Here is a 24,922-nt window from a genome sequence, read left to right on the forward strand (position 1 = left end):
CGGCCGGATGAGCACCGCCGGCTCGGCATCGAAGTCCCGCCAGCGGGCATCGACCCGTCGTCGCTGGTCTAGATACCGCACCCCCAGCACGGCCGCCGCGGACCGCCGCCCAGCACTCCCGAGCCCTGGCAGTACTCCCACGCGGCCTCAGCCTTGACTCGTGCGGTGACGTCGACCGCCGGATCCACATACACGCCCCGCAGCAGCCGCTGGAACTTCGCCCTGCGATGCCCGGTCACCCCATGATCGGCCCCGCGGAACGGCCTTAAGAAATCCCCCATACCGCCGATCATGCATCGAGCGTGTAGAGGAACGTGCGGGTTTTCGCGAAAACCTGCACGTTCCTCTACACGCTCAGCGGAGAAAAGCTGAACTAAGGGACTACGCGTTCGCGGCTTCGCGCTCCTGGATGAGGGTCAGCGCGATGTCGATGATCATGTCCTCCTGGCCGCCGACGAGCTTGCGCTTGCCGGCCTCGAGCAGCAGGGTCCGCACGTCGATGCCGTAGCGCTCCGACGCGACCTCCGCGTGGCGCAGGAAGCTCGAGTACACGCCGGCGTAGCCGAGGGTCAGCGTCTCGCGGTCCACCCGGACGGGGCGGTCCTGCAGCGGGCGGACGATGTCGTCGGCGGCGTCCTGCAGCGCCATCAGGTCGCAGCCGTGGTCCCAGCCGTAGATGTCGGCGACGGCGATGAACGGCTCGATGGGGCAGTTGCCGGCCCCGGCACCGTGGCCCGCGAGCGAGGCGTCGACGCGGGTGACGCCGTTCTCCACGGCCACCACGGAGTTCGCGACCGAGAGCGACAGGTTCTCGTGGGCGTGGATGCCGATCTCGGTGCCCTCGTCGAGGACCTCCTTGTAGGCACGCACCCGCGCGGCGACGTCGGGCATGGTCAGGCGGCCGCCGGAGTCGGTGACGTACACGCAGTGCGCGCCGTAGGACTCCATCAGCTTGGCCTGCTTGGCGAGCTCCTCGGGCGGCGCCATGTGGCTCATCATGAGGAAGCCCGAGACGTCCATGCCGATCTCGCGGGCGGTGGTGATGTGCTGCGCGGAGACGTCGGCCTCCGTGCAGTGCGTGGCGATGCGGACCGAGCGCACGCCCAGGTCCCAGGCGCGCTGCAGGTCGTGGACGGTGCCCACGCCCGGCAGGAGCAGGGTGGTCAGGCGGGCGTTCGTGATCGCATCGGCCGCGGCCTCGATCCACTCCCAGTCGGTGTGCGAGCCGGGGCCGTAGTTGATGGAGCCGCCGGCGAGGCCGTCACCGTGGGCGACCTCGATGGCGCCGACGCCGGCGGCGTCCAGCGCGGAGACGATGCGGCGCACGTCCGTCGGGCTGATGCGGTGGCGCACCGCGTGCATCCCGTCGCGGAGCGTGACGTCCTGGATGAAGAGGTTGGGCTTGCTCATCAGTTGTTTGCTCCCTGCAGCTGGGCGATCCGCTCGGCGATCTGCATACCGGCGGCGGTCATGATGTCGAGGTTGCCTGCGTATGCGGGCAGGTAGTGCGCGGCGCCCTCGACCTCGAGGAACACCGACACCTGGTGGGTCGGGCGGCTCGCGCCGTCGACGAGCAGGGTCTCCACCGGCTGGTCAGCCGGGATCTCGGTGATCTGGACCTGCTGCTTGAGGCGGTAGCCGGGCACGTAGGCGGAGACGTCGCCGACCATCTTCTCGATGGACGCCTTGATCTCCTCGTGCATCGCGGGGTCCGGGGCGTCGACCAGGCAGAACACCGTGTCACGCATGATCAGCGGCGGCTCGGCCGGGTTGAGGATGATGACGGCCTTGCCGCGCTCCGCGCCGCCGACCGAGACGATCGCCTGCGAGGTGGTCTCCGTGAACTCGTCGATGTTGGCGCGGGTGCCCGGGCCGGCCGACTTGGACGCGATGGAGGCCACGATCTCCGCGTAGGCCACGGGCACGACGCGCGAGACGGCCGCGACCATCGGGATCGTCGCCTGGCCACCACAGGTGACCATGTTGACGTTCTGCGCGGCCAGGTGCTCGTCGGCGTTGACGGCGGGCACGACGAACGGGCCGATAGCGGCGGGCGTCAGGTCGATCATGATCTTGCCCAGCGGGGCCAGGCGCGCGTTGTTCGCGATGTGCGCCTTCGCCGACGTCGCGTCGAACACGATCTGGATCTCGTCGAAGTTCGGCAGGGCGATAAGCCCCTCGACGCCCTCTGCGGTGGTCGGCACGCCGAGGCGGGCGGCGCGGGCCAGCCCGTCGGAGGCCGGGTCGATGCCGACCATGGCGCCCATCTCGAGGTGCTCGGAATTGCGGATGACCTTGATCATCAGGTCCGTGCCGATGTTGCCCGGTCCAATGATCGCGACCTTGATCTTGCTCATGCGTTGTTGCCTTCCACGAATCGTGCGCTGACGGTGCCCAGTCCGGACACGGTGACGGTGACGGTCTCGCCGGCGGCGACGGTGGCCATCGGGCCGAGCGCGCCGGACAGGATGACCTGGCCCGCGAGCAGCGGCTGGCCGAGCTCCCGTGCCGTCTGGGCGAGCCAGACGACGGCCTCGATGGGGTCGCCCAGGCAGGCGGCGCCGTTGCCGGTGGAGACCTCGCGGCCGTCGACGGACATGGTCATCTCGACGTCGACCGGCTCGACCTCGGCGAGGGTGCGGCGCTCGGTGCCGAGCACGTACACGCCGGAGGACGCGTTGTCGGCGACGGTGTCGCCGAAGCGGATGTCCCAGTTCTCGACGCGGCTGTCGCAGATCTCCAGGGCGGCGACGGCGTACTCGATCGCGTCGCGCACCTGGGCCTTGTCCAGCTCGCCCTCGATGAGGTCCTTGCCGAGCACGAAGCCGACCTCGCCCTCGATCTTCGGCTGGATCAGCCGGCTCATGGGGATGTCCCCGCCATTGGGGAAGTCCATGTCCTCGAAGAGGACGCCGAGGTCGGGCTGACCCACCCCGAGCTGCTCCTGGACGGCCTTCGAGGTGAGGCCGATCTTGCGGCCCACGACCTTCGCGCCGGCCGCCTGCTTGCGCGCGTTCACCTGGTTCTGGACCTTGTAGGCGGCGACGAGGTCGGTCTCACCGATCAGGTCGCGCACCGGCTCGCAGGGCACGCCGGCCTCGATGGCGGCGTAGAGGCGGTCCGCGGCCTTGGCGATGTCGGCATCGCTCACTGTCGTGGAGGGGGTTTGCTGGCTCATGGCTACCACTGTCCAACATCCCTGCCGGGGTGCGCCAGCAATACGTCTCGCTGAGCGATACGCTCGGCAGATGACCGCGGACCTCGACACCGTGCTGGGCAAGGCCGTGACGATCCTGCGCGCCTTCCGCCCCGACGACCATGTGCTGCCCCTCGCGGAATTGGTCCGCCGCACCGGGCTGCACAAGGCCACGGTCTACCGGCTCGCCGGAGACCTGGCGGCGAATCGGCTCCTCGACCGGGTCGAGGGCGGATATCGCCTCAGCGGCGGCCTGTTCGAGCTCGGCATGCTCGCCTCCCTAGAGCGCAGCCTCCTGGAAATGGCGATGCCGTTCCTGCAGGACCTCTACGCGCGCACCCATGAGACGGTGCACCTGGGCGTGCGCGACGGCCACGACGTGGTCTACGTCGCGAAGATCGGCGGGCACAGCCAGGCGAGCTCCCCATCCCGCATCGGCGGACGGCTGCCCCTGCACTGCGCCGCCATTGGCAAGGCGCTGCTGGCCGACGAGGACCCGGCCGTGCGCCGGGAGGTCCTCGGCGGCGAGCTGGTCCGGCGCACCCCATACACCGTGGTGGCCCCGGGCATCCTGCGCGATCAGCTGGCCCGCATCTCGGCGGCGGGGGTGGCGTTCGAGCGCGAGGAGTCCGCGCTGGGACTGACCTGCGTGGCGGCCCCGGTCTTCGGCCGGGGCGAGCGGCCCGTCGCGGCGATCAGCGTGACGGGGCCCATCGGCCGGTTCAAGCCCGAAAATCACGTGAGCGCGATCCGGTCCGCGGCCGCCGGGCTGGCCAGCACCCTCGGCCGCCGCGACCACCTGGGCTAACGTCCCGCCAACCGCTATTCTCCTCGACATGCATCTCAGACGGTCGTTCAGCGCAGCCTTCCTCGCCGCAGCCATCGCCTTCGCCGGTATCGCGCCCGCCGCCGCGAACTCGACAGCTGCCGTCCCAACGGCTGACAGCCCAGCGTCATCCTGCAGGCCGGCGTCCGACGCGGAGTCGGACGCCAGGCTCGCCGAGCTCACGGACCCCGCGGGCGTCACCACCTTCGACGAGGCGCAGGAACGGATTTCCGCGCTGCGCACCGAGCTCAGCAACCCCGAGGATCTCCGGGGGACATTCCCGATCGCCTTCGACAACATCCTCGATTTGGTGGGGCCGAGCATCGAGTCCGGCATCTACGACGACTCCGAGTGGGCCACCGCTCTCGCCGTCGAGGTCGTGCGGCTATACCTGGCCGGTCTGCACGAGTACGTCACCGGCGGCACTCCCGCCGCGCACTGGGCCGCGGCCTTCGCGCTCACCGAGGACTGCGACCGCAGCCCGGGCCGAGTCCTGCTGGGGCAGATCTTCGCGCACCTGATCATCGACTTCCCGCACGCGCTCGTCACGATCGGGACGACGCCCGAGCACACCCACGACTTCTACACCTTCGGCGAAGCCCTTGTCGACGCCACCCCAGCGATCGCGACGGACTTCGAGGCGACCTATGGGGTAGACCTCGGCCCCCTGTTCACGGGCTGGTTCGTGGGCGACGTCATCGGCGATAAGACGACCACCACCGTGATGTTCCAGTCGGTGCGGACGGCGGCCCTGATCAACAGCTTTGGCCTGCAGAACCCGGCCACCCGGGATGCCACCCTCATCGAAATGGACCTGCTCCTGCGCGCCGCCAACCTCAGCCTCGACGGCATGGAGCTGGCTGGCTTGATCTAGGCCGGCCGCGGGCTAGCCGAATAGTGCGCCGAGAGAGCCCAGCGAGCCCAAGCCCCCGCCGACGCCCGCATCGACCGTCAGCGCCACCTGCTGCGTTGCGGGCTCGCCGACCCCGTTCTCCGCCGTGACGGCGAATTCGACCACGCCGGGGTCCACCGGGGTGCCGGACAGGACGCCCGACGCCTCGTCGAGCGCGATGCCCCGGGGCAGGTTGCCGTCGGAGACCGTGAACCGCGCCTCCGGGAAGGCCGAGGCGCTGAAGGTGTGCGAGTAGCCGGTCCCCGTCGTCGCCGCGGCCGGTGCGGGCGAGGTGAAGGCGGGGGCGCGATGCAGCTCGCTCTCGTCGTTCACGGGCACGAACGGCTCCGCCGGGTTTCCCGTCCATCGGTGCAGGGTGATGTCGGCGGTCTCACGGCCGTTGACGACGCTGTTACGGGCGAGGTAGAAGAGCCCATCGCCCAGCGACTCCATCCCGACGTCCGCCTTCTGGACCCAGCCGTGGATGTCTGTCGCGGGGTCCACGAGTCCGTCCTGGGCCAGGTCGATCAGCAAGCCCGTGTCGCCGCCGGTGCCCTCAAGCTCGCCAAGAACCGGCTGTGTGGCGGCGTCGATGGCGAACAGGGTGTAATTCGGGAATTGGGGCTTGCTCCCCTTGTAGACCCCCATGAACCAGCGGCCTAGGAACGCGTCGTACTCCAGGTTCTGCACGCCATAGCTGGTGTTGCCAGTGCGGACGAAGTACTTGCCGGACATCGTATCCGGTCCGCTGCGGTGCGGGTCCGCCTCGACGAGCGGCCGCTCATAGGCGCCCCACCCGCTGGTGTCGTACTGCAGCAGCACCTGATTGTCGTTATCAGTCCGGCCCACGTTCGAGTACACGCCATAGGCGACGGTCAGGTATTGCGCGCCATCGTTGGAGCCGAACTTCGGCCCGAAGCTCACGCCATCGATCCCGCTGCTGCCGTAGCGGTGGTCCGGGGTGTTCCCGATGTTGCCGTCGAAGACACCGTTCTGGTCCATGTCCGCGGAGTAGTCGTCCACCACCTCGTCGAGGTGCACCGTCGTCACGATCGCGGCGTCCTCCGCGTCCATCCCGATGCGGTCGACTTTGTCCACGTCGAGGATCGCGATGTAGAACGCCTCCTGCGCCTTGTACTCCAGCGAGCCGTAGACGCGGCCGTCAGCCTCGTTGAGGTCGAGGTCGCCGAGGTGCCCGGTGAACCCGCTGACCGTGCCGAGGACATTGCCCGCAAGATCGGTCTTGACCAGCATCGTGGTGAATGAGTAGTAGATCCGCCCCTTGTCCGCGTCGACCGCGATGCCCTGCACGTGGCCGGCGTCCCAGTTGCCGGCGTTGAGCGTCTTGGCGAAGCCCTTGATCCCGGGCACGCCCGGGGTCGCGGTGACGCTGACCGGCGCGCTCCGCTCGCCGTCGCTGTTCACGGCGCCGCGGAAGTCCTCGGTGAGCACCACCTCGTCGCCAGCCGCCTCTGCCCCGGGGGCGGCGACCGCCGGTGACGCGCTCATCGCCATCACGCTGGCCACCACAGCGGCCGCCACTATCGGCTCCACGAATTGCCGTCGGCTCTTCGCCGTACTACCCGACACGTTGACTCCTCCAAGACAAGGGAACCCGGCCCCAGCGGGCCGGGTCGCGGCAACACCTCCGCGGATCTAAAGGCTGCCTCAGCGACCTGAAGCGGAAGGAACATTGGGACGGCTAACTAAATAATTCTGGAACAACTGTTCAATTGTTGTAGGGGTTGGCCACCACCCGGCACCGACGGATTCATGGCATGCTCAATTCCAGCGCACACTGATCCCCGCCCGGAAGGCTGCCGCGGTGCACAAGTCTCGACCCGCCCTCGCCGATGTCGCATTAACGCTCGCCGTTGCCATCGCCCTGGGCGCCGTAGTGGGAGTCCTCCTGGCCAATGCCGTCGTGGGCGTGGCGGTCGGGGTCGGCACCGCGGTCCTGTTCCGGTTCACACTCCGGTCGATCACCCAGAAGTGACGGCTGCGGACTGGCCCAAGCGTGACTCCAACGCGTCGATCAGCAACATAAGGCCGAAATCGAACTCTTCCTCGTGATCGCACTCGGCGAGATACGGGGGTCGCCGATCCCCGCTTCCTGCAGTTCTTCCCGTCCAGCGAGCTGACCCGAAACGGAACCCACCATGACCCCCAGCACCGCGCCCCACCGCACCATCCCCGCCGAGGACATCCTGCACGCACGCGAGAAGCTGGTGCTCAACCACTTCCACGACGAGGTCCGCCAGGACTGGGACGACGTGCTGGCGACCTTCCCGCATCCGCACTACGAGCTCATCGCCAGCATGACGGTGCATGACGGCGACGGCGACGTCCGGGGATACTACGACGAGACCCGCACCGCGTTCCCCGACCAGGACCACGAGATCATCGCCCTGCGCCACAGCGCCGACGCCGTGATCGTCGAATTCTGGCTGTTGGGAACGCATCTCGGCCCGCTCGGCAAGATCCCCGCGACCGGCGGGAAGCACCGCACCAGGATGACGGCGTACTTCATCTTCGACGAGCACGAGAACCTGGTGACCGAGCGGATCTACTTCGACCAGCTGACAATCCTCAAGCAGGTCCTCGCCGGGCTGGACAAGAAAGACCCCCGCGACCTGGTCACGCTCGGCCGCGCCGTCATCGGCATGCTGGGGATGGCCGGCGAGGCGCCCGACGCCCGCCTGCTCGAGACGACCGAGCCAGATCTCTGACTCTGATTCCACCAGGAGATCGATGATGCGCGTCCACCACCTCAACTGCGCCACGCTGCGGCCGCCCGCCATGCCCGACGGCCTGGTCTGCCATGTCCTGCTGCTGGAAACCGCGTCCGGCCTCGTGCTGGTCGACTCCGGCCTCGGCCTGCGGGACCCGGCGGAACGGGCCAGACGGTTCGGCCCGGCCAGGTTCTTTGTGCGGCCCGCCTACGATCCCGAGGAGAGCGCCTTTCGCCAGATCACGCGGCTCGGGCTCGATCCCCAGGATGTGCGGCACATCGTGCTCACGCATTTCGACGCCGATCACACCGGTGGCATCGCCGACTTCCCGTGGGCCCAGATCCACCTGACCGCCGCCGAGTCCTTCGCGGCGCGGCACCCCCAGACACTGCAGGAGAAGGGCCGCTATCTCCCCGCCCAGCTCGAGCACAACCCGCTGCTCGTCGAACACACGCCGGCGCAGTCGGAGAGCTGGCGGGGCTTCCCGGGGGCCAAGGAACTCACCGACATCGCCCCCGGCATCGTGCTGATCAACCTGCCAGGGCACAGCCGTGGCCACGCGGCGGTGGCGGTCGACGCGGGCGAGAGGTGGGTCCTCCACGCCGGCGACTCCTTCTACCACCACGGCCAGGTCGACGGCGCTGGCAAGGCGCCGAAGGCGCTGCTCGCGATGGAGCGCCTCATCGCGTATGACTGGGCCAAGGTCCGGGCCAATCATGATCGGCTCACGCAGCTATGGGCCGCGGCCGAGCCTGACCTGCTGCTCGTCAACGCCCACGACCCCCACCTGCTGGATCTCGCGCGCCGGGGGCGCGCACCGTCGTAGTCAGGCGCCGGGCTGAGCGGTCAGCCCGGCCGCCGCGATCCCGGCCACCGCGGCCGCCTCGTCGTGGTCGGAGGTGTCGCCCGTGACACCGACGGCGCCGATCAGCGTGCCCTCGCCGTCGCGCACCAGCACACCGCCGGGCACTGGCACCAGGGCGCCGCCGATGGCCGAGGCCGCCGCGGCGATGAAGTAGGCCTGGTCCTCCGCCCGCGCCATCAGCGCCCGCGAGCCGACGCCCAGGGCAAGTGCGCCATTCGCCTTGCCAAACGCGATCTCGAAGCGCTTATTCGACGAGCCGTCCTCGCGCTCGGCGGCCAGCACGTGCCCGCCCGCGTCGAGCACCACCACGGTCAGTGGCTTGAAGCCCTCCTGCGCGCCATGCGCACGGGCGGCGGCGATCAGGGTACGGGCGGTGTCGAGGTTGAGAGTCATGCGATCGTCCAATCAATCGAGGCGCCGGGCTGGAGTGGCCATGCCCGTATCGCCATTGTGCACCAGCGATGTCGGCGCGTGCGTCTTCACCAAATCTTCATGGAACGCACACCCGAGTGCCGGTCGCATTCGGTCTGACAGGCTGCCGGCACCGGCTAGACGCTCCGCGGGGCCAGCCGCTGCAGCTGCGTGACGTGCCTCGGCTCCAGCTCGGCGATCGACGTGACCCCCAGCAGCCGCATCGTGCGCTCAATCTCGCCGGTGAGGATCTCGATGGCCCGGTCCACCCCCCGTCGGCCGCCCGCCATGAGCCCGTACAGATACGCCCGCCCGATCAGCGTGAAGTCCGCGCCCACCGCGAGCGCGGCCACGATGTCCTGGCCGGACATGATGCCGGTGTCCAGGTGTACCTCGAGCTGATCCCCGACCGCGGCCCGCACCTGCGGCAACAGGTGGAAGGGGATCGGCGCGCGGTCGAGCTGGCGGCCGCCGTGGTTGGACAGCAGGACCGCGTCGACGCCCAGCTCCGCGACCTTGACCGCGTCCTCGACGCTCTGCACGCCCTTGACCACGACCGTGCCCGGCCATTGGTCGCGGATCCAGGCCAGGTCCTCGAAGGTCACGGTCGGGTCGAACATCGTATCCAGGAGTTCGGCCACGGTGCCCGACCATTTGTCCAGCGACGCGAAGGCCAGCGGCTCCGTTGTGAGGAAGTTGATCCACCAGGCCGGGCGGGGGATCGTGTTGAGCACCGTGCGCGGGGTGAGCGTCGGCGGGATCGTCATGCCATTGCGCACATCCCGCAGGCGCGCGCCAGCGACCGGGACGTCGACGGTCACCAACAGGGTGTCGAACCCCGCGGCCGCAGCCCGGTCCACCAGGGCCATCGACCGGTCCCGGTCCTTCCACATGTACAGCTGGAACCAGTTGCGCCCCTGCGGGGTTGCCGCGGCGACCTCCTCGATGCCGGTGGTGCCCATCGTCGACAGCGAGTACGGGATGCCAGCGGCGGCCGCGGCCGTGGCGCCGGCGATCTCCCCCTCCGACTGCATCATCCGGGTGAAACCCGTCGGGGCGATGCCGAACGGCAGGGCCGAGCGTTTCCCCAGCACCTGCACGGAGGTGTCGACGGCGGACACGTCCCGCAGGATCGCCGGGTGGAACGTGATGTCCTCGAAGGCCTGCCGGGCGCGGCTGAGCGAGAGCTCCGCCTCCGCCGCGCCGTCGGTGTAGTCGAACGGGGCCTTAGGCGTGCGACGCTTGGCGATCACGCGCAGGTCCGCGATGGTCAGCGCCCGCTCCAGCCGCCGCGTGGTCGGGTCCAGGACCGGCCTCTTGAACTTGAGCAGCGGCAGGAAATCGTGCGGGCGCGGGACGCGTCGGGCCTGACTGGATCCTGGTGTTGCCATGGTGGATTCCTCTCGACGCCCAGAGTCCCACAGCCTTCGCGTCGCCGCCACGGATTCGTCGGCGAGCAGGGGTCAAAAGTACTGCATGCCGCCGTTGACGCTCAAATGCTCCGAGGTGACGAAGCTCGACTCGTCGGACGCCGGGGACGTGTGTGGTTGCGCGCCACCCTCGACGGGTTCAGCATGGTGAGTGCGACTGTGCAGATGTCGGAAGGTTGAGTCATGAATATCGACCAGTGGTGGCCCAAGCTCGACACCACGACGCAGGAGTGGCTGATCGAGCACAACGGGGAGCCCGTTTCCGTGGAAGTTCTGGGCGCGATCATGTCCGCCAACGGCATCTCTGATGACAACGCGCGGTGGCTTGGCGAGGTCGAGCCCGGCGGGGTCTGTCTCTCGGACGAGAACGTCGATTGGATCGCGGCGACCGCGAACGGGGAACTGCCCGCGGCGACCGGACCGGGTTGATCAGTCCTCAGGAAGTGCTGCGAAGGCCTTCTTCGTCTTTCGATACCAGCCCAGCCCTGACACGGGGCGCTTCCACCGGCCCTGCATCTCCTTCAGGGCATCCGCATGGGTGGCGTCGCCGTTTCCCACCATCTCCTTCAGGTGCCGGTCCTGTGCGTTGATCACCTCGTCGGCCTTGTTTCCGTGGAATGCGGCGTCGCACGGTCCGCCCATTTGCCTGCACGTCATCGTCTTCATGGCGCCCACAACCTCCAGAGCTCGCAGTGGACATCACCTGTTTGACGTCCTGCCAGCCACTTTATGCGCGCCTGAGCTGACGGAGCTTCTCGATTCCTGACCAATGCGGCCGCGAGAATCACGTCTCGAACGGAATCGCGTTCCCGGCAATGTCTTTGGCCCCTGCGGCATCCTCGATCGCGGACACGAGATCCGCCACCGCCGCCCACACTGCCGGCGGCTCGTCGTCGAGGTTCCCGATGGTCAACCAGGCATCGGTGCCGCGGTATCGGACCAAGCCGGCCCCGCTCTCGTCAACAGCGATGTCCAAGAGCCCGGACACCGTGCCCTCCTCGGTCGTCATGATGACGGCCTTGTCGGGCAGTTCGACGGTCTCGATCATGGGAGCACTCCTCAACCGGCGCAATCATCAACGGCGACACGCAATTTAGCCAGTTCCTCGGGGTTCACGGCCAGCCCGTACTTTACCTTGATCTGCATGTATCGGCCGGTGTACTCGCATCGGAAGTTGCCGGGCGGCAGGTACGTCGACGCGTCCTGGTCGCCCTTCGAGCGATTGGCCGAGGGGTCCGAGGCCTCCAGGTTGATCGCGTCGTTGGCAATGCCGCGACGGGCGTCGACGTCAAGGTCTGCGGCCCCCGAGCGCCACGCCTCAGCCAAGGGCACGATGTGCTCGGCGTCGACCCCGGTGGAGTCGGCCATCCACTTATAGGGCTTCATCTGCCCGGTCTTGCGGTCGATGAAGCCGTACTGGTCCTGCCAGCCGCCGTCGGCGCCGATGGTCAGCTTGCAGGTGCTCGGATCGAGCTGCACCGAGCCGACCGCGTCGCGCAGCAACATCACGTCCCGGGTGGTGCAGCGGCTGTACTGGTCGAACTCGGGGCCGAAGCCGTGCTCGGGCTTGTTGCGGTCCCAGTGCGGGAACTCGTCGCGGCTGTAGCCGGCCATCGGCGACTCGGGCCCCACCCGCAGCTGCGCGAGCAGAGCGGGGAACTCGCTCGTGTCCAATGTCGCGGGCGGCCCGGCAACGTCGTCGGCCAGCCAGTCCTCGACCACGACGTAGCCCACTGCCATGACCACGGCGATCAGGATAGTTCCGCACAGCGCCAGGATCTTGCGCGCAGGGCTCGAGGCCCGCCGGCTCGCTGGGCCCTTCCCGACCGACCGCCTGGTCTGGACAGGGGACTTGACTGACACGTCAATCACACACCTTCTACTTAGATACTATTGCGGCACTGGATAGTTCAGTTCGGTTGACGTGCCGAAGAGGCCAGACCGCTGCGCGCGGCCCCGCCCGGAAGATGCACAGGATCCTTCTGAAGTTGCTACCGATGGGGCGGATGGTCACGCCTGGCAACACTGTCTACTATCGAACACTCTATCTGATTGCCTGAATCCGACGACGACGGGCTCCCCGGGAACTGTAGGCTCCTCCGCCTCGTTGTCGTAGTGAGAGCCTGACTGCTGCCGGGCCGACCGCGGGCTGGCTTGGGAGAGATATCGCAGATGACCACGACGAGGACACGGCGTCACCGGCTCAAGCTGTGGCATCGGAAGAAGCGATACGCCATCCGCCTGAACAAGCACCTCGACCGCACCTATCGGGTCGGTGTGGCCGTCGTCGGCGCGCTGATGATCCTGCTTGGCGTCGTGATGATCCCCCTGCCGACACCGGGCTTCGGCTGGCTAACTCTGTTCCTCGGCCTCGGCGTGCTGTCCACCGAGTTCGAGTGGGCCCACCGGGTCACCCACCTCATCCGCCGCGGCTACGACGCCGTCCTGCACTGGTACCTGCGTCGATCGGCCGTCTCCAAGACGGCTATGGCCTGCGGGCTGATCGCCGTGGTCCTCGTCGGCAGCTGGGCCACCGGGCTGTTGGGGATGACAGGCCAGTGGGTCAGCGTGGATGCCGCTTGGCTGCAGGGTCCGCTGCGCGGCTGATCCGCGCCAGCGGGCAGGTAGCCAGGCCGTACGCTACGGCATCCGGTAAGCCCGATTACGGCTCGTGACGGAGGCCGTCGCCTCAATCTGCCCGGAGTTCATCAGCCTCCGGAGCACTGGCCGAATTGCATTGACGGTGGTGCCAATCGCGGCGGCGAGCTCACGGGCCGACATCGTCCCCCCCGTTGTCAACTCCTCAACAACCTTGAACTCGTTGCCACGCCGAACGTTCGCCACGGGCATTGCCGCCATAGAGTATCGGCCAGCAAACTCTTGAATGAGTCCCTCCTCTACGAGCCCGTCGAGTGCCTCCTGCGCGACGGTCGTGTCCACCGCCAACTGCCGCCGAAGCTCCGAGACCGAGACCGTGTCCAGGTGATGCATGAGCGCGAGCGCGGACTCCTGCTCACGACTACGCTCACCGCCTCCCAATGCATCGAGCCAGGAACGGGTCTCCGGGTTGAGCAATCCGAATCTGTCCAGGGTGACCACGAACTGCGACGCGGTAATAGGAAATCTTGGGGCAGGCAGCCCATGTCGAGTCATCTCGCCGAGCATCCTCGGGATACCGGACCCCGCGTTCTCACATACGGTTTCATCTCGATTCCGGAACGGCACATCAGTGAGCAGACGAGCCAATACTTGGTTCCGAGACTGTGAACCGCCATCGAAGAGATTCTCGATCCCCCTGCCGCCCCATAAACCGCCTGGGCTGTGTATCTCAAGCCGGTCCGGGTAGAGCTCGACGAGCACCTGGTCACCGATGGCGTGTGCGCTGTAGTCGCGGTGGCTGACCGCATTCACCAACGCCTCACGGATTGCATCGACCGGGATCTCAGGAACGTCCTCGGCACCCGCACCACGGGAGACCCGGCGCACCTGAAGATTACGAATCACTGCAGCCACAGCATCGTCGACTATGTCGGGCACCGCGCCCTCAAGCACTGCGCGGTCCAACATCCGCGTATCGCCGACAACCACTGACTTGTCCAACCCCGGATAAGACGCGAAACTCACCATGAGTTGCGGAAAGAACTGCTGCGGAAAGGTTCCCAGAGCAAGTAGCCCTGCGAGTGTCGGCAACCCTGTGTCGCGGTCAACCGCCCCGATCCGCTCGAGCACCTCCGTGTCGGTTATCGTCCCAGCAAGGGCTCGCGGCCGCGCGACTCGTATGCGCTCGATTGTCCGTGCCACCAGTTGCGGATCGAGGTCCGCGAACACTGCCCGCTCAACGGGTGCCCGATCAGCAGGGCTAGGCACCGTCAGGTTTGCGAGCTGGAACACCGAGTATGTGTCCATCCGATGGTCACCGTCACCCAACCGCTGGTAGGTCCCTCTATCAATACCTTGATCGGTGACAAAGCACGGCTTATCTGATGGGGGTAGCTCGTCCACCTCGACGACAACCACCATCGCGCCCTCGAATTCAACTTGATCGACAGTCATCGCGGGTGTCGGAGACAGCGGACCGCGCCCTTCGCGGGTCCCGCGCGGCCGTGCTGCCTCAGCCACCTGCTCGAGCACCCTATTGGCATCAAAACCTGCCGCTGGGGCGAAGCCGGACTTCTCGTCTAGTCCCAGGATGACGAGACCGCCAGCACCATTGCTGAACGCACTGATCGTTGGCCACAGGCTCTTGCCGACCTTGGCCACAGCCGCCTTCACCTCGACTTTCGCGGTGTCTGTACCCGCTAAACGAAGCGTCTTGACGATCGTGGCCAACTCCGCAGTTTCCATGCTCCGCTCCGTTCACTGCATATAGTGACGCCATCACTTACTACACTGACCCCTGTCACTATATATAGTGACAGCGTCACTTTATATAGTGACGACCAAGGGTGGGGCCGCAGCTACACGCCCGCCACGCCCGAGCCCGGCTTCGGCTGGTAGTTCTTCCCCTGCATCCACGCCAGCACGTCGAGGATCCGCAGGGCCGGCACGTTCTGATCGAGGCCGGCGCGATCGCGCAGGTCGAGCAGCCGGTGGTGCAGCGCCCGGTCATCGTCGCGCATAGCCCGCCGCACCGGTTCCAGGTGTGCCTTACGGGTATCGAGTGTGCGGCCGACGACGTCGTCGTAGATGGGAAAGAGCCGCGGGCGTTTGCGCGCGATGAGCTTCGACGCGGTGGTCCAGCCGATGCCGTGGATTTCCCGCAGCGCGTTCTCCAACTGCCACTCGGGCGATTCCGCCGTCTTGGCGCCGGCCTCATCGGCGAGGTCGCGGTCCGGGCCCACAGCGGCGAGCATTCGGTTGAGCTCAGCATGGCGTTCCGTGAGCATGATCCAGGCGCCCTCCGGGGGGACCTCGACGGACAGCGCCGTGATCGCGACGAAGTCGTCGGCCGTGAATATGTCCGCGTCGGCCGTGCGCCTTCCACTGGGGTCCCAGCCATCCCACCGCGCGCCGCTGCGCAGGTGCCCGGTCTTGACGACCTTGCGGGTGAAGTACTCCTGCAGCACGTCGATCGCCCCGGCGTCGTCGCCCTCGCGGAGGACCTTGGGAAGGCGGATCGGGGGCGTCGTCTCGGTGCTCATGGACTCAAGGATCGCACGAATCGCCCGGCGCGATGGCAGTTCCTACCCCATGCGGATCGCGCGCACGCCGAGCGCGCTCGGCACGCCAGCCGCAGCCCCGGCACCAGCGGTAATGCCCGTGATCATCTCCCGCGGCGGCACGTGATCCGGCAGCGCCGCCAGGTAGACCTTGTGCGCCTCGAGGGAGGCGATGCCCTTCTCCACCGACTCGGCGCTCAGCGCAATCGCATGGGTGTTGGCGGCGCCGGTGACGAGCAGCCAACGCGTCGACCACGCCTCCAGGCCCTCCTCGGCACGGAGCTCACGGTAGAGCCAGGGGTTGTCGGCATCGCGGATCGCGTCGACGGTGGCCAAGCCCGTCGCTCGGTGGTCCACATGGTTGAGGCCCCATGGCGCCTCCAGCTCCCAGGTGGTGCACATGACCGCGTCCGGGCGGAACTCGCGGATCCGGCGGGCGATGTGGCGGCGGGTCTCGAGGTCCGCCTGCAGGAGCCCGTCGGGCAGATCAAGGATGGTCAGGTCCGTGACGCCCACGACCGCACAGGACCGTCGCTGCTCCTCCGCCCGCAGCGGCCCGACCTCAGCCGGGTCCATCTCCCGGATCCCCGCCTCACCCGCTGTGAGCAACAGGTAGGCGACCTCCACGCCGCGGGCCGTCCACTCGGCGACGGCCGCCGACGCGCCGTATTCCATGTCGTCGGGGTGCGCGACGATGCACAGGACGCGGCCGATGCCGCTGTCGTCGAAGTGCTCCAATGCTGATTCTGAGTTCGTCATGGACTCAAGCTACCGGCCCGACGCTCAGCTCGTCGTAACCTCAGGTCTCGCGGGTTCCGACGTCTGCGGCCGGCACCACCGGCGATACGCCACGCCCAGCAGCGCCAGCCACACGGCTCCGACGATCAGCGCGATGCGGGTGTCGGCGTCGAAGGCGAGCACCGCGATGACGAACACCAGGAAGGCGATCGCGAGCAGCTGTCCGTAGGGCCAGAACGGGACCGGGAACTTCAGCGCGGCGGTCTCCTCCGCGGTCATCGTCTGACGGGAGCGGTACTGCGAGAGCAGGATCATCAGCCAGACGAAGATGGTCGCGAACGTGGCGATCGACGCGATGACCAGGAACATCCGGTCCGGGATCAGGTAGTTGAGCAGCACCGCGAACAGCAGCGCGATCGTCATGATCACCACCGTCATCCAGGGCACACCGCTGCGGGAGACCCGGCTCATGATCGCGGGCGCCTGGCCGCGCTGGGACATGCCGAACATCATCCGGCCCGCGCCGAAAATGTCGCTGTTGATCGCCGACAGCGCCGCGGTGATCACCACGATGTTCAGGACCGTCGCCGCCGGTCCGAGGCCGAGGCTGGAGAAGATCTGCACGAAGGGGCTGCCCTCGGAACCGATGCTCTGCCACGGGTTGATCATCATGATCACGGCGATGGTGAGCACGTAGAACAAGATGATGCGCACGGGGACGGTGTTGATCGCGCGGGGGATGGTGCGTGCCGGGTCCTCCGCCTCGCCGGCGGTGACCCCGATGATCTCGGTGCCGCCGAAGGCGAACATGACGATCGCGAAGCAGCCGACGAACCCGCCGAAGCCGTTGGCGAAGAAGCCGCCGTCGTTCCACAGGTTGCTCACGCCCGTGGAAGTGTCGTGGATCCCGAAGCCGAAGATCAGGATCGCCGCGCCGCCGACGATCATCGCGATGATCGCCGTGACCTTGACCAGGGTGAACCAGAACTCGACCTCGCCGAACACCTTGACGTTGAGCAGGTTGATCGCGCCGATGAAGAAGATGATGGCCAGCACCCAGATCCACCGCGGCACGTCGGGGAACCAGAACCCCATATAGATGCCGAAGGCCGTGACGTCGGCGAGGCACACCACGATCATCTCGAAGGTGTAGGTCCAGCCCGTCAGGAATCCCGCGAGCGGGCCCAGGTGCTTACTCGCGTACTCCCCGAACGAGCCCGACACCGGATTGCTCACGGCCATCTCGCCGAGCGCGCGGAGCACGATGTAGATCACCGCGCCGCCGATGAGGTAGGCGAGCAGCACCGACGGGCCGGCCTTCTGGATCGCCTCGGCCGAGCCGTAGAACAGGCCGGTCCCGATGGCCGAGCCTAGCGCGATGAACCGGATGTGGCGCCCTGTCAGCCCACGCGTGAGTACCGCGGCGGTGCTTTTCACTATGGATCTCCCTGAAATGTGCCCGCGGAACCAGCCGCGCCGACGCCCCGCAACCACGCGGCGAGCCGGCTCGTCAGGCCCGCACCTGCACAGGCATCCGCACGGGCGGATTCACCCGCGTGGCGGAACCATTGTCCACGCCGCGGTTGTCACGGTCCTAATCGGCGGGCCTGTGACCTCAGCCTCTACCCGGCCGTCGGACGCCTCCCCTCAGAAAAGGCGCCCCGCATCCTCGTCCCGCGCGCCGATCCGCCAACCGCCGGCGCTCTCCTGCCGCCGCCAGAAATCGGCAAACCGCGCACCGCTGGCGAGCAACCCGGGCACGGTGCCGTCCTCCACCACGCGCCCGTCCTCGAGGAGGAGGACCCGGTCGGCCGCGCGAATACTGGCCAGCTGGTGAGAGACGATCACGCGCGTGCGCGGGGTCGAGTCTGCGCTCAGGGCTCTGGTGATCGCGGCCTCGTTCTCGGTGTCCAGCGCGCTGGTGGCCTCGTCGACCAGCAGCACGGGCGCGGGTTTGAGCAGCGCCCTGGCGATGGAGACTCGCTGGCGCTCGCCGCCGGACAGCGAGCCGCCGGCCTCGCCCACCCGCGTGTCCCAGCCGTCGGGCAGGCGGCGCACGACGGCGTCTACGCGGGCCAGCCCGGCAGCCCGCTCGAGGGTTGCCGCCGTGGCCGTCGGGTTGCCCACCAGGATGTTCTCCCGGACGGTGGTATCGAATAGGTAGGGCTGCTGGAACACCACGCTCACGATGTCCCGCCGCGCGGCGTCGTCGAGCGTGGCCACGTCGACGAGGATGGTGCCCGCAGTAGGCCGGTGCAGGCCCGCGAGCAGCGCGAGCACAGTGCTCTTGCCCGAGCCGGAGGGCCCGACCACCGCCGTGGTCGTGCCCGGCTCCAGCGTGAGGTCGAGCCCGTGGAGGACGGCCGGATCTCCCGGCGCGTAGCGGAAGCCGACGCCGCGCAGCTCGATCCGGGGCAGGCTGCTCGGCTGCGACTCGGGCGCGACTACCCCCGCGTCCACCGCATCCGTGGGCGCGTCGAGCACGGCCTTGATGCGGCGCCGCGCGCCAGCGGAGGCCTCGACGCCGCCGCTGAGCTCCGCGAGCACGGTAAACGGCTCGAGGTAGCGGACGATGACGACGATCAGCGCGATCGCCTCGGGGATGGTCAGCTCGCCGCGCTGGGCGAGCACCACGGCCGTGCCCGCCAGGATGATCAGCGCGAGCTGGCTGGCCACGCTGAAGATGATCTGCCCCGGGATCTGCATCCGCAGCAGCCGCATGGCGGTGCTGTGCTGCGTGGTCAGGGCCACGCCGACATGGCTGCGCGCCGGGTCCACGCGGCGGGCCGCCCGGAGGGCCTGCTGGGTGCGCGCGAACTCGACGATCCGCTCGGTCAGGGCGCCGTTCGCGGTGGCGGCGGCGCGCTCTGCGTCCCGCCCGAGCCGGGTGGCCGCCCAGTGGGCGCCGAGGAGCATCGGCACCCCGGCCAGCGCGGCCAGCCCCAGCGGCCAGGAGATCGGGAGCAGGGCGAGGGCGATCGCGAGCGGTAGGAGGACGGCGCTGAGCACCGGCGTGACCAGGTAGACGACCAGCCCGACGAGGTCCGGCCCGGTGGCGGCGACGGACTGCCGCGCGGTGGCGGTGTTCTCTGCGGTGAACCAGGTCAGGCGGGTGCGGGTGAGCTGGTCGGCGACGGCGTGCTGACCGGAGTCGAGCAGCTCGAAGCCCAAGTCGAAGCCGCTTCGGACCCCGGCCCAGTCGATGCCCCACCCGAGCACTGTCACCAGCGCGAGGGCCCCGAGCCACGGCCACGCGCTCGCCGGGTCCTCCCCGAACAATGCGCCCACGATCGGCACGAGCAGCACCGCGCCCGCCGCCCGCAGCAGGATGCTGAGCGTGGTCAATGCCAGGAGGACGCGGACGGCGGGGCGGCGGCCCGCGGGCAACAGCGTCAGCAGGGTGCGGATCATCGAGCGTCCTCCGTCTGGGCGCCGGCCATCGACCGCGCGCCGTCGGCCTCCCACAGTTGGCGGTAGCGGCCGGAGCCGGCGACCAGGGCGGCATGGGTGCCGGTCTCGGCGATCCGGCCATGTTCGAGCACGACGATGCGGTCCACCCCGGTGATGGTGTGCAGGCGGTGCGCGATGACCAGCACGGTGCGGTCCGCGGTGAGGCGGTTGAGCGCGCGTTGCACGAGGTACTCCGATTCGGGGTCCGCGAACGCGGTCGCCTCGTCCAACACCAGCACTGGGGTGTCGGCGAGGATCGCGCGGGCGATGGTCAGGCGCTGGCGCTCGCCGCCGGACAGCGCCGCGTCCGGGCCGAGGACCGTGGCGTAGCCGTCGGGCAGGCGCAGGATCCGGTGGTGGATGTGCGCCGCTCGCGCCGCGTCCGCCACCTGCTCGTCGGTGGCGGACGGGACCGCGAGAGCGATATTCTCGCGCACCGTGCCGTGCACCAGTTGCGTCTGTTGGAAGACGAAGCCAACCTTGGCGTACAACGTGTCGGCCGTCATCTCGCGGAGGTCCTGACCGCCGACGCGAATCGCCCCGGCGCCCACGTCGTGGAAACGGGCGAGCAGCGCGGCCAGCGTCGACTTCCCCGACCCCGACGGCCCGACCAGCGCCGTCACCGTGCCCGGCTCCAGGGTCAGCGAGATGTCCGCCAGCACCGGCACGCCCGGGCGGTAGGCGAACTCGACGCCGTCGAATTCGACGCGCCCGGGATCGCCGTGTGCCGCCGCGGCGGGTTCGGCCGCCGTCAGCTCCGGCTCGTCGAGCGTCACCTGGATCCTGCGCGCGGCGAGCAGCCCCGCGCGCAGCCCCGAGAGTCCGTAGCCGATGCCAAGCAGACGCGAGCCAAAAGTGGTGCCCAGCAACAGGAATGGCAGCAGCGCCACCCGATCCATGGATCCGGTCGTGATCAACAGGGTCCCGAGGGCGACGATGAGGAGCAGGGCCGTCGCCGGCCGCGTCGCCAGGTCCATCAGCGTCTTCTGTCCAATGAACGGCCGCTGCCAGTCGTTGAGGAATCCGATGTAGTCGTCCGTCCTGGCCCGGAACGTCGAGGCCGCGGCACCGCCGAACACGCGCACCACCGGCTGTCCTTCCAGGTACGCGCCGGCCTCGGTGTTCATCCGTTCCGACCAGCGCAACGCCTGGGCTGTCTTCGGCCCGGACTGCACCATCATCACCGACATCGTCGCCATGTAGACCAGCACCGGGACGAGCAGCAGCAGCGCGATCCGCCAGTCCACGAAGAACAGGTACACGAGCACCGAGACGGGCGCGACGACCGCTGCGACCGCGTCGGGCACCGCATGGGTGACCAAGTAGTGCAGGGCCAGCGTGTCGTCTTGGACGAGTTGCTTGACCTGTCCCGAGCCGCGGGCGTCGTACCAGCCCAGCGGGAGACGGGCGAGCTTGCCGAGCAGGCGGCGGCGGACGTCACGCTCGAATCGAGCGTCGACCGCGTGCAGCCACAGCAGGAGCGCCGACGCAAACAGCGCCCCGGCGCCCATAAGCGAGAGCGCCCACACGACGACGGTCCACAGCCGGGCGGACTCCGCGCCGGCGAGCAGCAGCCGGGAGAGCTCCACCAGCAGCAGGAACGGCGCCAGCTGGATCAGAGTGACCAGGGCCGATGCCACGCCGCCCGCGATCAGCTTCGGCCGCAGCGGGGCCATGAGCCGGCCCGCCGCCTGCGCCCGCCACACGCCGGGCTCGGCGCTGTCCGCCGCGTTGGGCACCGCGGCCACCGGCGCCACGGCCTCGAGAACTTGCTCCGGCTCGCCCTCCGAGCGGAGTTTGCCCATCGCGCGGCCGTAGATCCAATAGGCCTGCGCGTGCATCTCCGCCTTGGGGAATCCGAACTCGTCGCGCAGTCGCGCCCGCAGGTGCTTCAGCGAGGCGGACTCCGGCCCCAGCCAGGCGTACCAGTCGGACCAACCCCGATCCTCGATCGCCGCGGCGAGCGAGCTCGGACCGCGGCGCGGCGCCCAGTGCGTGCGCAGGCGCGGATGCGCGGGCATGGGGATGAGCAGATCGGCCTCGTCGTGCTGCTCCAGGTACAGCTCCACCGGCACGTCCGCGGGCACGGTGCGCAGGATCCCGGTGATCGCCGGGCTCGACCCGCACCGCCCACGCCGAGGCCGGGCCCGCCGGCTCGTGCAGGACGACGTCCACCGCGAACGCGCCCGTCTCCTCGTCTGCCTCGCTGAGGGTGTACGCGCGCTGATACTCGGCGACCCCGCCGTCCGGATCGGGGAACCAGAACCGCAGCCATGCCGTCGGCCCCGCCTCCGCGTCCTCGAACAGGGTGGGCGAGACCATCCGCACCCGCAGGAACCGCGGGGCCAACAGCTCCGTGCCGACGACTGTCGCCTCGTGGTCGCGCGCGCCGAACGCCCGCAGCACCGCTCCTTGAAACCCGCGCTTGGCCATCCGACTCACTGCCCAAGCGTGGCCAACGCGGGCTCGAGCTTGTTGGCGGCCCACGGGACGGAGTAGACGGTCGGCGCCGCGAACGCCGCCGCGTTGTCATTGGTCAGAAAGACCGTCGCCCCGCGCTGGACTGCGGGCAGGTTGTTCCAACCCGGGATCGAGCCGAACACCTCGGGGCCGCCGGCCAGCGGCCAGAAGATCAGCAGATCCGAGCCCAGCAGGTCCAACCGCTCGCCGGAGACCGTAACGCGCTGGCCATTGGCCGACAGCGACTCCACCCCCGGGTCCAGGACCAGGCCCACCGATGCCAGCAGCTTTGCCGACGGGTCGGTCCCCGAGGTCACCACGCCGAACTCGCCGTCGGGCGTCAGCTGCCCGAAGGCGAACGTCTGCCCCTGCGCCGCGGGGTATTTCGACTTGATCTGCGCCAGCTGGCCGTCGACCTCGGCGATCGCCGTGGCGGCATCATCCTGCTTGTCGAAGATCCTCCCCGCCGCGGACAGCACGTCCTGCCAGCTGTCGTTGACCGCGCCCGACGCCATCACCGGGATGGTCGGCGCTACGGAGCTCAGCTTGTCGTACGTGCCCTGGTCTGGCACGTAGCCAGCCAAGATCACGTCCGGGGCGAACTTCGCGAGCTCCTCGAGATCGGGCCTGCCGGCGCTCACGCCGTACTCCACAACGGTCGAATCGTGCGCAGGCGTCCACTCAAATCGATTGCCAGGGCCCGCGTAACCCGACATCACGAACTCCGCGGTGATGGGCACGTCGAGCTTGACCAGCGAGTCCGACCAAGTCGAGTTGATCGTGACCACCCGCTGGGGGGCGCGGGGCACGTTCGTCGAACCGTACTGGTGGTCGATGGCGACGACTTCCACGGAGTCCGTGGACTCCGTGTCCGTGGCGGCGCTGGAGCAGCCGGCGACGGCCACCAACGCGGCGGCAGCCAATGCGGTCATCAGAGTAGATCGGCGAAACGTCATTTCATGAGGTTAGGCTAACCTATCCTTTCCTGGCAAGGCTGCTGGCCGCCGCGTTCGCCCAGCTTCCCGATGTCGGGCAGGTGGTCAGCGATCGCGCCAAAGATCAGGAGTCCGCCAATTATCCCAAATCCGCATATTTGCAGTCCGGGACGCGTAGTCTCTTTGTACGAGATTTGCAGGAGGAGGTCACCCAATGACCACCGTGACACGCAACCCCGACGGCCCCACCTCCCGATGGCGACAGCGCACCGTGCTGGCCGCCACCGCAATTCTCCTGATGTCGGCGGCCGCGGCGTGTGCCAGCTCGGGCACATCCGGCTCGGACGAGGCCGAGGCCCAAGAAAAACAGATCGCGTGGACGAGCTGCGACGGACTGGGCGAGGAGTTCCAGTGCGCCAAAGTTGAGGTGCCCCTGGACTGGAACAACCAGGACGGCAAGAAGATCGAGCTGGCCGTGATCCGCCACCTCGCCAGCCACCCCGACCAGCGAATCGGATCGATGTTCGTCAATCCGGGCGGGCCGGGCCAGAGCGGCGTCGACCTGGTGCGGAACTCGGCCGACGACTTCGACACCTGGGGTGCGGGCCGCTTCGACCTGGTGGGCTGGGATCCCCGGGGCACGAACGCCAGCACACCCGTGCAGTGCTTCACCAACAGCGACGACCAAGACCAGTTCTGGCGGGGCGTGTCGATTCCCAACACGCCCGCTGAGTCGGAGGCCTATGCGAACAAGGTCACCGAGCTGGCGCAACGGTGCGGACAGCTCAGCGGAGACCTCCTCTCGCATATCACCACCGCGGACACCGCCCGCGACCTCGACAGACTGCGCGAACTGGTCGGCGACCAGAAGATCACCTACGTCGGCCTGTCCTACGGCACGATGATCGGCCAGACCTACGCCAACCTGTTCCCCGACCGGGTGCGGGCGATCATGCTCGACGGCGTGGTCGACCCGGTCGACGAATCCACCAGCATGGAGACGAATATCAGCAATGCCATCAGCGGCGCCGACCAGGTTCTCGAGCAGTTCATCGCACAGTGCCAGGAAGCCGGTCCCGAACGCTGCGCGCTTGCCGGCCATGGCGAGACCGTCGGGCAGCGGGTGGCGGCACTGTTCGCCAAGGCTCGCCAGGCGCCGATCCCCGCACCCCACGCAGACCCTCCCGGCGAGCTCACCGCCACTGACCTGCAGGTCTCCACGTTCAACCCCCTGCGGGTACCGCTCACCTGGCCCGCCTTCGCGCAGAATCTCGAGGACGCCGTCAACGGTGACGCCTCGGCCCTGGAGATCACGGTGCAGGCGCTGGCAGCACCGGAATCCAGCCCCGGCTTTTATACCTCGGCCGCAATCTCGTGCGGCGACGCTCCAGCGCGCGTCCCGTTGTCGGCATGGCCCGCGCAGATCGCCCGCTTCAGCAACTCGGGCATACTGGACGGGACGTTGCTGGGCTGGACGCTATGGGCGCCGTGCGCCGCGAACTGGCCGGCGAACGCCACCGGCCGCTACACCGGGCCCTGGGACGCTAAGACCGAGACCCCGCTCCTGGTGATGAGCGCCCGCTACGACCCCGGCACCCCATACCCCAACGCCGAGGTCGCCCAGAAGCGACTCGGCAACGCCGTGCTGGTCACCCTGGAGAGCTTCGGCCACCCGAGCTACCAGGTCCCCAGCAAGTGCATGGACGACCTGCGGGTGCAGTACCTCACCGATCTCGTCACCCCACCGAACGGCACGGTCTGCCAACCGGACCAGGGTCCGTTCGACTAGGAGGACGGGCTATCGCTGGGACCCGCTCCCGAATCGTCA

The 24,922-nt window shown here is 68.4% G+C and carries 24 protein-coding genes and 1 pseudogene; 8 read left to right on the forward strand and 17 right to left on the reverse strand.

All coding sequences use genetic code 11. The features are described 5' to 3' along the window. Positions 1–68: 68 nt before the first annotated feature. From TBIF_RS24400 to TBIF_RS06340, 4 genes are all read right to left on the reverse strand, one after another. Positions 69–293, reverse strand: coding sequence for a hypothetical protein (locus TBIF_RS24400; RefSeq protein ID WP_024794002.1), 225 nt, complete (start codon positions 291–293; stop codon positions 69–71). 88 nt (positions 294–381) lie between these two features. After that, entirely contained in the window at positions 382–1,410 is a 1,029-nt protein-coding gene (gene dmpG, locus TBIF_RS06330) for a 4-hydroxy-2-oxovalerate aldolase (RefSeq protein WP_024794003.1), read from the reverse strand. Beyond that, complete coding sequence (locus TBIF_RS06335; protein WP_024794004.1) at positions 1,410–2,357, reverse strand: acetaldehyde dehydrogenase (acetylating); 948 nt, start codon at positions 2,355–2,357, stop codon at positions 1,410–1,412. The genes dmpG and TBIF_RS06335 overlap by 1 nt, the downstream gene beginning before the upstream one ends. Beyond that, the gene (locus TBIF_RS06340) at positions 2,354–3,178 is read right to left on the reverse strand and encodes a 2-keto-4-pentenoate hydratase (RefSeq protein ID WP_024794005.1); all 825 of its coding nucleotides are present in this window, start codon (positions 3,176–3,178) and stop codon (positions 2,354–2,356) included. Before TBIF_RS06340 ends, TBIF_RS06335 begins: the two co-directional genes overlap by 4 nt. Before the next feature lie 70 nt (positions 3,179–3,248). On the opposite strand from TBIF_RS06340, the gene TBIF_RS06345 reads away from it, so the two are divergent. Together TBIF_RS06345 and TBIF_RS06350 are read left to right on the forward strand one after the other, a co-directional pair. Further along, positions 3,249–4,004: an IclR family transcriptional regulator gene (locus TBIF_RS06345; RefSeq protein WP_024794006.1), complete on the forward strand. Its 756-nt coding sequence runs from the start codon at positions 3,249–3,251 to the stop codon at positions 4,002–4,004. 28 nt (positions 4,005–4,032) lie between these two features. Then, positions 4,033–4,896: a DUF5995 family protein gene (locus TBIF_RS06350; RefSeq protein WP_024794007.1), complete on the forward strand. Its 864-nt coding sequence runs from the start codon at positions 4,033–4,035 to the stop codon at positions 4,894–4,896. 12 nt (positions 4,897–4,908) lie between these two features. On the opposite strand, the gene TBIF_RS23030 is transcribed toward TBIF_RS06350, so the two are convergent. Then, on the reverse strand, positions 4,909–6,504 hold the full coding sequence (locus TBIF_RS23030) for an Ig domain-containing protein (protein WP_148302178.1): 1,596 nt from the start codon (positions 6,502–6,504) through the stop codon (positions 4,909–4,911). Between the two features lie 235 nt (positions 6,505–6,739). On the opposite strand from TBIF_RS23030, the gene TBIF_RS25905 reads away from it, so the two are divergent. From TBIF_RS25905 to TBIF_RS06370, 3 genes are all read left to right on the forward strand, one after another. Continuing rightward, a complete protein-coding gene (locus TBIF_RS25905; protein WP_162835014.1) occupies positions 6,740–6,910 on the forward strand; it encodes a hypothetical protein in 171 nt (56 codons plus the stop codon). Positions 6,911–7,073: 163 nt separating this feature from the next. Further along, positions 7,074–7,643: an ester cyclase gene (locus TBIF_RS06365; RefSeq protein WP_024794009.1), complete on the forward strand. Its 570-nt coding sequence runs from the start codon at positions 7,074–7,076 to the stop codon at positions 7,641–7,643. Between the two features lie 25 nt (positions 7,644–7,668). Further along, positions 7,669–8,472 (forward strand): MBL fold metallo-hydrolase, encoded by an 804-nt coding sequence (locus tag TBIF_RS06370; RefSeq protein WP_024794010.1) that lies wholly within the window; start codon positions 7,669–7,671, stop codon positions 8,470–8,472. On the opposite strand, the gene TBIF_RS06375 is transcribed toward TBIF_RS06370, so the two are convergent. Both TBIF_RS06375 and TBIF_RS06380 read right to left on the reverse strand, forming a co-directional pair. Next, positions 8,473–8,904, reverse strand: coding sequence for a GlcG/HbpS family heme-binding protein (locus TBIF_RS06375; RefSeq protein ID WP_024794011.1), 432 nt, complete (start codon positions 8,902–8,904; stop codon positions 8,473–8,475). It lies immediately after the preceding gene. Positions 8,905–9,059: 155 nt separating this feature from the next. Continuing rightward, positions 9,060–10,313, reverse strand: coding sequence for an alpha-hydroxy acid oxidase (locus tag TBIF_RS06380; protein WP_024794012.1), 1,254 nt, complete (start codon positions 10,311–10,313; stop codon positions 9,060–9,062). Positions 10,314–10,535: 222 nt separating this feature from the next. Between TBIF_RS06380 and TBIF_RS06385 the strand changes: the two genes are divergently transcribed. Beyond that, entirely contained in the window at positions 10,536–10,781 is a 246-nt protein-coding gene (locus TBIF_RS06385; RefSeq protein ID WP_024794013.1) for a hypothetical protein, read from the forward strand. Here the strand turns inward: TBIF_RS06385 and TBIF_RS06390 are convergent, their stop codons facing one another. The 3 genes from TBIF_RS06390 to TBIF_RS06400 form a co-directional block, all read right to left on the reverse strand. Continuing rightward, on the reverse strand, positions 10,782–11,018 hold the full coding sequence (locus tag TBIF_RS06390; protein ID WP_024794014.1) for a DUF1059 domain-containing protein: 237 nt from the start codon (positions 11,016–11,018) through the stop codon (positions 10,782–10,784). 118 nt (positions 11,019–11,136) lie between these two features. Further along, positions 11,137–11,400 carry a hypothetical protein gene (locus TBIF_RS06395; protein WP_024794015.1) on the reverse strand — a complete coding sequence of 88 codons (264 nt, stop codon included), beginning with the start codon at positions 11,398–11,400 and terminating at the stop codon, positions 11,137–11,139. 11 nt (positions 11,401–11,411) lie between these two features. Beyond that, on the reverse strand, positions 11,412–12,092 hold the full coding sequence (locus TBIF_RS06400; protein ID WP_235174542.1) for an HNH endonuclease family protein: 681 nt from the start codon (positions 12,090–12,092) through the stop codon (positions 11,412–11,414). Positions 12,093–12,524: 432 nt separating this feature from the next. On the opposite strand from TBIF_RS06400, the gene TBIF_RS06405 reads away from it, so the two are divergent. Next, entirely contained in the window at positions 12,525–12,959 is a 435-nt protein-coding gene (locus TBIF_RS06405) for a TIGR02611 family protein (RefSeq protein WP_024794017.1), read from the forward strand. A gap of 33 nt (positions 12,960–12,992) precedes the next feature. On the opposite strand, the gene TBIF_RS06410 is transcribed toward TBIF_RS06405, so the two are convergent. From TBIF_RS06410 to TBIF_RS06440, 7 genes and pseudogenes are all read right to left on the reverse strand, one after another. Continuing rightward, positions 12,993–14,696, reverse strand: a complete 1,704-nt coding sequence (locus tag TBIF_RS06410) for an ATP-binding protein (RefSeq protein WP_024794018.1) — start codon at positions 14,694–14,696, stop codon at positions 12,993–12,995. Positions 14,697–14,809: 113 nt separating this feature from the next. Then, complete coding sequence (locus TBIF_RS06415) at positions 14,810–15,493, reverse strand: DUF6308 family protein (RefSeq protein ID WP_038170051.1); 684 nt, start codon at positions 15,491–15,493, stop codon at positions 14,810–14,812. A gap of 42 nt (positions 15,494–15,535) precedes the next feature. Beyond that, complete coding sequence (locus tag TBIF_RS06420; protein WP_038170053.1) at positions 15,536–16,270, reverse strand: PIG-L deacetylase family protein; 735 nt, start codon at positions 16,268–16,270, stop codon at positions 15,536–15,538. Between the two features lie 24 nt (positions 16,271–16,294). Further along, entirely contained in the window at positions 16,295–17,686 is a 1,392-nt protein-coding gene (locus tag TBIF_RS06425; RefSeq protein WP_024794021.1) for an amino acid permease, read from the reverse strand. A gap of 210 nt (positions 17,687–17,896) precedes the next feature. Continuing rightward, the gene (locus tag TBIF_RS06430; protein WP_024794022.1) at positions 17,897–19,660 is read right to left on the reverse strand and encodes an ABC transporter ATP-binding protein; all 1,764 of its coding nucleotides are present in this window, start codon (positions 19,658–19,660) and stop codon (positions 17,897–17,899) included. Continuing rightward, positions 19,657–22,132: pseudogene (locus TBIF_RS23035) on the reverse strand (ABC transporter ATP-binding protein/permease). Before TBIF_RS23035 ends, TBIF_RS06430 begins: the two are co-directional and overlap by 4 nt. A 5-nt stretch (positions 22,133–22,137) precedes the next feature. After that, positions 22,138–23,091 carry an ABC transporter substrate-binding protein gene (locus tag TBIF_RS06440; protein ID WP_148302179.1) on the reverse strand — a complete coding sequence of 318 codons (954 nt, stop codon included), beginning with the start codon at positions 23,089–23,091 and terminating at the stop codon, positions 22,138–22,140. Positions 23,092–23,308: 217 nt separating this feature from the next. Between TBIF_RS06440 and TBIF_RS06445 the strand changes: the two genes are divergently transcribed. Then, positions 23,309–24,883 carry an alpha/beta fold hydrolase gene (locus tag TBIF_RS06445; protein WP_024794024.1) on the forward strand — a complete coding sequence of 525 codons (1,575 nt, stop codon included), beginning with the start codon at positions 23,309–23,311 and terminating at the stop codon, positions 24,881–24,883. Positions 24,884–24,922 lie beyond the last annotated feature (39 nt).

The organism is Tomitella biformata AHU 1821, from assembly GCF_000524475.1.
Classification (GTDB): Bacteria; Actinomycetota; Actinomycetes; order Mycobacteriales; family Mycobacteriaceae; genus Tomitella; species Tomitella biformata.